Origin of the sequence: Paracoccus thiocyanatus (assembly GCF_900156255.1) — a bacterium.
In the GTDB taxonomy this organism is placed as follows: domain Bacteria; phylum Pseudomonadota; class Alphaproteobacteria; order Rhodobacterales; family Rhodobacteraceae; genus Paracoccus; species Paracoccus thiocyanatus.
On the sequence record NZ_FTMK01000020.1, the window covers coordinates 45887 to 53685 of the forward strand.

Genomic DNA, 7799 nt, shown 5'->3' on the forward strand with positions numbered 1-7799 from the left:
CGCGGCTGAATACGGATGCCGCGACATTCTCCAAAGAACCCAAGTTGCGAGAAGGTGCGATGAGACCGCAAGACATCACAAGGGAAGTGAGAAACGAGGGCGCGCCGCTTCTTTTTTCCCCCCTGACCCTCAGGGGCGTTACCGCGCGCAACCGGCTCATGCTGGCGCCGATGAACCAGCACCGGGCCAAAGACGGTTTTGCAGATGACGGGTTGCTGGTCCACCTTGGCAAATTTGCCTTGGGTGGGTTCGGTATCGTGATGACGGAAGCCTCTGCCGTCTTGGAAACCGGCCGGATCGGACCGGCAGATCTGGGGATTTGGTCTGACGATCACATCCCAGGACTGAAGCGCGTGACGACCTATCTGCGCAGCCGCGGCGCGCTAAGTGCCATGCAGATCTGCCACGGCGGCAGGAAAGGGGCCATTCAACGTCCCTGGCACGGTTTCGGACCACTTGACCAGACCGACATGGCGCGGGGGGATAATCCGTGGCCCTTGGTAAGCGCCACGGCAGAGGCCGTAGGTCCCGGTCATGCGACACCGAAAGCCTTGGATCGGGAAGGCATTGACAAGGTTGTCGCGGCCTTTGCCGATGCCGCGTCCAGGGCGGACAAGGCCGGCTTCGACATTCTCGAAATCCATGGCGGACATGGCTACCTGATCGCCAGCTTCCTGACCCCGGTGGTCAATCGGCGCACGGATGAATATGGCGGAAATCTGGCTGACAGGATGCGCTTCGCGCTTGAGGTCGCCACCGCTGTCCGGCGGCGCTGGCCAAGCTCCAAGCCGCTCTTTTTCCGCATGTAGAGTATTGACGGTCATCCCCAGGGATGGACCCTGGCCGATTCTGTCGTATTGGCGCGCGCTCTCAAGTCGATCGGGGTCGACTTGATTGATTGCTCGTCGGGCGGATTGCGCGTATCCACGGCCATCGAGAATGCGCTTCGCTACCCAGGCTATCAGGTCGAATATTCATCGGCCATCCGGCGTGACGCTGATGTGGCGACGGGGGCCGTCGGCCTGATTCTGGACGGCCCGCAAGCCGAAGCGATCCTTGCGGCGGGTCAGGCCGATCTAATCATCGTCGGCCGACAGGCGCTCTACGATCCTTTCTTTGCCCATCACGCGGCGCAGGCCCTTGGCTACGACCCGGATTTCGAAGACTGGGATGTCTCTGCCGGCTGGTGGCTCGCGAAAAGACGCAAAGGACTGGAGGCCATCGGCCTTTCCGGTTCAGGCGATGCCGCCTTGGCCCGCGCGATAAGGCGTGATCTTGAATAGCCCCGTGTTTTCTGGGACAGGGCGGACAGTTGCGGCTGTCAACAGCGGGCAAAATTCTAGCCGCTGTGTGGTTCATCGGTGCGGCCGCATGCGCGCGGGTTGCATCCTACCGTTTATCCATGCGACCTTCCCGCCGGAACGTGCCGCCGAGGCGCTAAGCTTCTGGCCTCGCGCCGCGCCAATGGCAGGATCGTCGTCCATTAAGGAGGCTTTTCCGTGACAGCTCCGCTTTCCGGTTTGCGTATCATCGAGCTTGCGGGCATCGGCCCAGGCCCATTCGCGGCAATGATGCTGGCCGATCATGGTGCCGAGGTGATCCGTGTCGAGCGGCCGGGTGGGGTGCAGGCCGGCCCCGAAATCTCGCCTTACCGCGACATCCTGTTGCGTTCCCGCAAAAGGATCGGGTTAGATCTTAAAACCCCAGAAGCCCGGACAGTGCTTTTCGACCTGATTCAGAAAGCTGATGGTCTTATCGAAGGCTATCGTCCCGGCGTAATGGAGCGGCTTGGTCTTGAGCCCGCCCGGCTACTGGAACTGAATCCCAAGCTGGTCATTGGGCGGATGACGGGCTGGGGCCAGACCGGGCCGATGGCGCAAATGGCCGGCCATGACCTGAACTATATCGCGCTTTCCGGCGCGCTGCATGGAGTCGGCCGCAAAGGTGATAAGCCGGTAATACCGCTTAATCTATTTGGCGATTTCGGGGGCGGCGGGATGCTTCTGGCTTTCGGGATGCTTGCAGCATTGACCCACGCCAGGGCAACGGGACAAGGTCAAGTGGTCGATGCCGCGATGACCGAAGGCGTCGGCCTTCTGATGGCGATGCTTCAGACCTTCCGCCAGGTTGGGATTTGGCGTGACGAGCGTGGCGTGAACCTGTTGGATGGTGGCGCGCATTTTTACGACACCTATGAGACGGCGGATGGTAAATATATTGCTGTCGCCGCGATTGAGCCGAAATTCTATCGGAAATTGCTTGAAATCGCCGGGCTTGCCGATGATCCGGCCTTTGGCGATCAGATGAATGCCGATGACTGGGACAGCCTGCGGGCGCGGCTGACGGAAGTATTCCTTGGCCGGACACGCAAGGAATGGGATACCGTTTTCATGGGCACCGACGCCTGTTATGCACCCGTTCTGTCGATGGAGGAGGCGACACGCCATCCGCAGGCGCAAGCCCGAGGCAGTTTCGTCGCGGCCGACGGCGTGATCCAACCTGCGCCTGCGCCGCGCTATTCGCACAGTGATACGGTGCCGCCTCGAATGTGGAGCGCTGCGACGGATACGACTGAACTATTGGAAAGCCTCGGCTATGAACAGGACCGGATCAATGCGCTTTCGGTCGCGAAGGTGATTGACTAGCGCATCGGTTTTTCAGGGGGGCAGAGCGATTTGCGCATGATGCCCCCAGAAGCATTTGAAGCTGATACACAAGGTCGGGCGCTGTAATTGGACGCTGTGTGACGCCAGGGGAGTGCAGAAGCTCGGCGATGTTCAATCCCCGGTACTTTTTCGCGGCACGCAATGGGGCTCGCGGTTCCGGCTGAGACCACCGCCCCAGTTCCAGCGGTTGACGAGACGCCACTCGATCCGTTCGCATTCGCCACCACCTTCGGCCGCCGAGGGCGCCTGGCGCCCGTCGCCCTCTTGGGGGTCGGGTGCAGGCTCGGGGGAAGGAAGGCTGACGTCGAACAGAAAGACCGTCAGCATTTCGGCATCCGGCGCGGCTCCCGCGTTTTCCGTGGGAATGCGGCGCAGGGTGAACTTGGCGTCCTCTGGCCCGACCTGGCCGGTCAGGACCATGTGAAAGCCCTCCATCTCGGTCACGGACAGGACGCGGCCCGCCGCCGTGATCTCGGTCGGCCCGGCCTCCGAAAGACTAAGCCACACGCCCTTCCTGTCCGAAGCAACGGTCACGCTCAGATCAAGGCTGCCGCCGTCGTCCAGCGCTGCCGTGGTGCTGAACAGGATCCGGTCCTCACCCGCGGCGGAAAACCGCACCTCGGCGTCACCCCAGGCGCGGTGGATGCGGTGGCCGCCGTCAGCGGGGAACGCCTCGACCGTCATGCGCCCGGTATAGGGCGCGCCGATGGTCGCCGGAAACGGGCCGGGTTCGCCGAGGGCTGGTGTGACGGCCAGCACTCCGGCCAACAGCCCACTGATCGAGAAGCGGGTTCGTTTCATTGCTTCGTTTTTATCTTGGTTTCTCACTTCAAGACGTCCGGCAAGCCACCGGCCTTGGCCCCGGCGTGCTGATTGGCGTCTGTCCGCCGGTCGGGTCGCGCGGATCAAGGTTCATTTGGCTGTCTCGATGATGGTTCTGGCACGGGCCAGCGTTCAGCACCGGCTAAGAGCCAGTTGCGGCACCCGACGCCGATCAGGCGCAGGGCGCTTAGCGATAGCCGATATTCATGACATAATCGTGCAGCAGGTTTTCCTCCTCCTGGACTTCTTGCAGCAGCGTTTGAAGAACGTCGCGCGCATTCAGCACGCCAAGCGGGTGGCGGTTTGCATCGACGACCGGAATGTTCTTGAAGCCGCGGGTCTTCATGACGTCCCAGACATCCTGCAACCACCCGTCCGGGGTCACGATGGTGACGTCGCGCGTCATCGCCTGGACGATAGGTGCGGTGCAACTGGCGCCGGCACAGCGACCCGTCTGACGGACCACGTCGGTCTTGGTCAGGACGCCTGCCAGGCGGCCGGCAGCATCGCAGACCAGCAGCATGTCGCAGCCCTCGCCAAGCCGCCTTGCCGCTTGCAGAAGTGCCGCGCTCACATCGATCGATTGCAGATGCCGGCGCGCGGTAGGCAGAAATTTCTGGATAAGCACGTGAACCCCTTCCTAAGCCATCAGCGCGACGCGCAGCCTAGAGGCGATGCCGAACACGGATCGCCGCCACGGTGACGAACCGCGCGCCGGAACGAACGTAGTCCTGGACCAGGACCTGGAGCCCAAGCGCCGCATGGTGATGCGCCGCGGCCGCCTCAGACGCGGTCCCTGGTCCGAGCGGTCGACGATCACGGCGCCTCTCCTTGTAGGGATGTTCGGCGCGGCGGGTCGATGCTGATCGCGATCGGATCGCTGGCGGGGAAGGTCCCTTGCAGCGCCAGGTCGAGAAGCGTCTCGGTATGGGCTTGTCCCGGATCCTGCCCGCTCGCCGGCGGCTCATGATCCGCGCCGGCCGCCGGCATTCGGCTTTCGGGGCCGGGTGGTGCGGCGAAATCCAGCGCGCCGCAGGTCAGAATCCTGCCGCTTTCGTCTGCGGTGATGCGGATGCGGCGGCTGGACGAGAAGAAGATCAGCCGCACCGTGCCGGCATCCTTGCCCTCGCCGCGCTCGAACCGGCTGGTGATCGTGCCGTCGCGCATGCCCTGCCGCAAATCATCGGCGCTGATCCCGAATGCCTTGGCCAGAACATCCGCGTCGATCCTGGCGCCGTCTTGCTGCAATTCGATCCCAGGCATCGCCCCCCTCTCTTTCCCCGCCTCACTCGGCGGCCGCCACGCGCCCTCCCGAACCGGCTCCGGGCCAGGCGCAATCCTCAAGCGTCGTGCGGTCCAGCTCGGCCATGAACGCCTCGCGCGCTGCGGAAAGCTGGGGCCGCAGGCGGCAGCGGGGCCGCAGGACGCATTCGCCGCCATCGGCGCGGAAACATTCCACGATGGCGAACTTGCGCTCCAGATGGCGCACCACCTGTCCCAGCGTGATCTCATGCGCCGGGCGCATCAGCCGCAGCCCGCCGGACCGGCCACGTTCGGAGCGCACGAAACCGCCAAGCCCCAGGTCGCTGACCACCTTGGCCAGGTGATGCTGCGAGATGGCGAAGTCCCTGGCGATCTGCCCGGTCGAGATCGGCTTTTCCGGCGCCCCCGCCAGACGCATCAGCACCCGCAATCCGTAGTCGGTAAAGGTCGCAAGACGCATCGGCTCTCCTAATTGGTATTGACAATGCCGATTATGTGAGAGGATATTCGGTATTGCAAGTGCCGAATATAGGGCGCCGCGCATCCTCCTGACCCGCGCCGCCCGACTCACCGTCAGACAGCCCCGGCTTATGGAGACAGCCATGTCCCAGGCGACATTCGCATTGCATGACCGGACGGCCGGCAAGATCGCCGCGCGGCTTTCCGGCGCGGCCGGCGTGTTCCGCCCCAGGGGCTGCGGCCAGTTCAAGGAGGTGATCCGATGCTTAGACAGATCTGCATTCTGACCACATTGGCGCTGCTGCCGCCTGCCAGCCTTGCCCAGACCAGACCGTCCAGCCTGCCACGGGCGCGGCGGTGGCAGGGACATGGCTGCCGAGCTTGCAGGTCGATACGCCGCAGCAGGGCTTCGACCTGGCCATCGTCATGGCGCGGCGGGCGGTCAAGACGACCCAGCCCGATGTGGCGGTGCTGAAGGCGCAGCGACCGCGCTATGCCGGGGATGCGGCCAGCCTGATCGACGTCTCGGCCGTGGCGGCGGCCTGGTTCGCGACCATCGCCGCGGCCAACGACTATTGGCGCGAATGAACCTGAAGGGAGGACGACCATGGCCGACATCTCCATGCCCAAGGCAAGCGCCGCGCTTGCGGCAAGGCGGCACGCACTGGCGCCGGGGCCCGACGATGCCTTTCTGGCGCTGTCCAAAGCCGTCTTTGCCGACGGCGCGCTGGACAAGCGCACCAAGCAGTTGATCGCCGTCGCCGTGGCCCATGTCACGCAATGTCCCTGGTGCATCGAGGGCCATGTGCGGGGTGCGAAGCGCGCCGGCGCCACCAACGAACAGATCATGGAGGCGATCTGGGTCGCGGCCGAGATGCGCGCCGGCGCGGCCTATGGCCATGCCAACAAGGCGCTTGCGGTTCTGGACGAGATCGATGGCGAGTGAAGCCTGCCCATATCCTGCGGCCGTCCCCTGGAGATCATGGCAGCGGGTCGATGCCACCCTTTGCCTTGCCGATAGCCGCGGGTCCGGCCAGGTCGCCCCGCCGCCGCGCCCGACCATCCGCGTATCCGCAGACCGGAGCCAGCACAGATAAAGGACAGGACCATGTCAGCCCAGATCAGCGACAGCATCGAAGAAAGGCGGGGCTTCTTCACCCGCTGGTTCATGTCGACGAACCACAAGGATATCGGCATCCTCTACCTGTTCACGGCGGGCCTGGCCGGGCTGATCTCGGTCACATTCACCGTCTACATGCGGATGGAATTGCAGCATCCGGGCGTGCAATACATGTGCCAGGAGGGCATGCGGCTGATCGCCGACGCATCAGCGGAATGCACGCCGAACGGGCATCTGTGGAACGTCGTCGTGACCTATCACGGTATCCTGATGATGTTCTTCGTGGTGATCCCGGCGCTGTTCGGCGGTTTCGGCAACTATTTCATGCCGCTGCATATCGGTGCGCCGGACATGGCCTTTCCGCGGCTGAACAATCTCAGCTATTGGCTCTATGTCTGCGGGGTCTCGCTTGCCATCGCCTCGCTGCTGTCGCCGGGCGGCAATGACCAGCCCGGCGCGGGCGTGGGCTGGGTGCTCTATCCGCCGCTCTCCACGACCGAGGCCGGCTATGCGATGGACCTGGCGATCTTTTCCGTCCACGTCTCGGGCGCCAGCTCGATCCTGGGCGCGATCAACATCATCACCACCTTCCTCAACATGCGCGCGCCGGGGATGACGCTCTTCAAGGTGCCGCTGTTTGCCTGGGCGGTCTTCATCACCGCCTGGATGATCCTTTTGTCGCTGCCGGTGCTGGCCGGGGGCATCACCATGCTGCTGACGGATCGCAACTTTGGCACACAGTTCTTCGACGCGGCCGGCGGCGGCGACCCGGTGCTGTATCAGCACATCCTGTGGTTCTTTGGCCATCCCGAGGTCTACATGCTGATCCTGCCGGGTTTTGGCATCATCAGCCACGTCATCTCGACCTTCGCCAAGAAGCCGATCTTCGGCTACCTGCCGATGGTTCTGGCCATGGCCGCAATTGCCTTTCTTGGCTTCGTCGTCTGGGCGCACCACATGTATACCGCGGGCATGTCGCTGACCCAACAGACCTATTTCCAGATGGCCACCATGACCATCGCGGTGCCCACCGGCATCAAGGTGTTCTCGTGGATCGCCACCATGTGGGGTGGCTCGATCGAATTCAAGACGCCGATGCTTTGGGCCTTTGGTTTTCTGTTCCTGTTCACCGTCGGCGGCGTGACCGGGGTCGTTATCGCCCAAGCCCCATTGGACCGGGTCTATCACGATACCTACTATATCGTGGCGCATTTCCACTATGTGATGAGCCTTGGCGCGGTCTTTGCGATCTTCGCCGGGGTCTATTACTGGATCGGCAAGATGTCGGGCCGGCAATACCCGGAATGGGCCGGCAAGCTGCATTTCTGGATGATGTTCATCGGCTCGAACCTGATCTTCTTCCCGCAGCACTTCCTGGGCCGCCAGGGCATGCCGCGCCGCTATATCGACTACCCGGTCGAGTTCGCCTATTGGAACAATATCTCGTCGCTTGGCGCCTATCTTTCCTT

9 protein-coding genes and 1 pseudogene are annotated in these 7799 nt (G+C 63.3%); 6 read left to right on the forward strand and 4 right to left on the reverse strand.

Going from position 1 to position 7799, the window contains the following annotated elements; genetic code table 11:
* The first annotated feature begins 59 nt into the window (after positions 1–59).
* A pseudogene (locus F3H32_RS13685) lies at positions 60–1283 on the forward strand (NADH:flavin oxidoreductase/NADH oxidase).
* Between the two features lie 216 nt (positions 1284–1499).
* Positions 1500–2645: a CaiB/BaiF CoA transferase family protein gene (locus F3H32_RS13690; protein WP_149766335.1), complete on the forward strand. Its 1146-nt coding sequence runs from the start codon at positions 1500–1502 to the stop codon at positions 2643–2645.
* 132 nt (positions 2646–2777) lie between these two features.
* On the opposite strand, the gene F3H32_RS13695 is transcribed toward F3H32_RS13690, so the two are convergent.
* The 4 genes from F3H32_RS13695 to F3H32_RS13710 form a co-directional block, all read right to left on the reverse strand.
* A complete protein-coding gene (locus tag F3H32_RS13695; RefSeq protein WP_149766336.1) occupies positions 2778–3467 on the reverse strand; it encodes a hypothetical protein in 690 nt (229 codons plus the stop codon).
* Positions 3468–3675: 208 nt separating this feature from the next.
* A complete protein-coding gene (locus F3H32_RS13700) occupies positions 3676–4116 on the reverse strand; it encodes a CBS domain-containing protein (RefSeq protein ID WP_149766337.1) in 441 nt (146 codons plus the stop codon).
* Between the two features lie 188 nt (positions 4117–4304).
* Positions 4305–4751, reverse strand: a complete 447-nt coding sequence (locus F3H32_RS13705; protein WP_149766338.1) for a DUF6522 family protein — start codon at positions 4749–4751, stop codon at positions 4305–4307.
* 22 nt (positions 4752–4773) lie between these two features.
* Positions 4774–5211, reverse strand: a complete 438-nt coding sequence (locus F3H32_RS13710; protein ID WP_115754980.1) for an RrF2 family transcriptional regulator — start codon at positions 5209–5211, stop codon at positions 4774–4776.
* Positions 5212–5353: 142 nt separating this feature from the next.
* Here F3H32_RS13710 and F3H32_RS17750 point away from each other — a divergent pair, with 142 nt between their 5' ends.
* From F3H32_RS17750 to F3H32_RS13730, 4 genes are all read left to right on the forward strand, one after another.
* Positions 5354–5497, forward strand: coding sequence for a hypothetical protein (locus F3H32_RS17750; protein ID WP_188128668.1), 144 nt, complete (start codon positions 5354–5356; stop codon positions 5495–5497).
* A 70-nt stretch (positions 5498–5567) separates the two neighbouring features.
* Complete coding sequence (locus F3H32_RS13720) at positions 5568–5798, forward strand: hexameric tyrosine-coordinated heme protein (protein ID WP_149766339.1); 231 nt, start codon at positions 5568–5570, stop codon at positions 5796–5798.
* A 19-nt stretch (positions 5799–5817) separates the two neighbouring features.
* Positions 5818–6156, forward strand: a complete 339-nt coding sequence (locus F3H32_RS13725) for a carboxymuconolactone decarboxylase family protein (protein WP_149766340.1) — start codon at positions 5818–5820, stop codon at positions 6154–6156.
* Between the two features lie 162 nt (positions 6157–6318).
* Positions 6319–7799 (forward strand): cytochrome c oxidase subunit I (locus F3H32_RS13730; RefSeq protein ID WP_149766341.1); only part of this gene is annotated, 1481 nt, incomplete at its 3' end.

What these genes read in the sequence shown, in the direction of transcription:
- F3H32_RS13695 (WP_149766336.1), bottom strand. Translation starts at nt 3,467, where the DNA reads ATGAAACGAACCCGCTTCTCGATCAGTGGGCTGTTGGCCGGAGTGCTG.
- F3H32_RS13705 (WP_149766338.1), bottom strand. Translation starts at nt 4,751, where the DNA reads ATGCCTGGGATCGAATTGCAGCAAGACGGCGCCAGGATCGACGCGGAT.
- F3H32_RS13710 (WP_115754980.1), bottom strand. Translation starts at nt 5,211, where the DNA reads ATGCGTCTTGCGACCTTTACCGACTACGGATTGCGGGTGCTGATGCGT.
- F3H32_RS17750 (WP_188128668.1), top strand. Translation starts at nt 5,354, where the DNA reads ATGTCCCAGGCGACATTCGCATTGCATGACCGGACGGCCGGCAAGATC.
- F3H32_RS13725 (WP_149766340.1), top strand. Translation starts at nt 5,818, where the DNA reads ATGGCCGACATCTCCATGCCCAAGGCAAGCGCCGCGCTTGCGGCAAGG.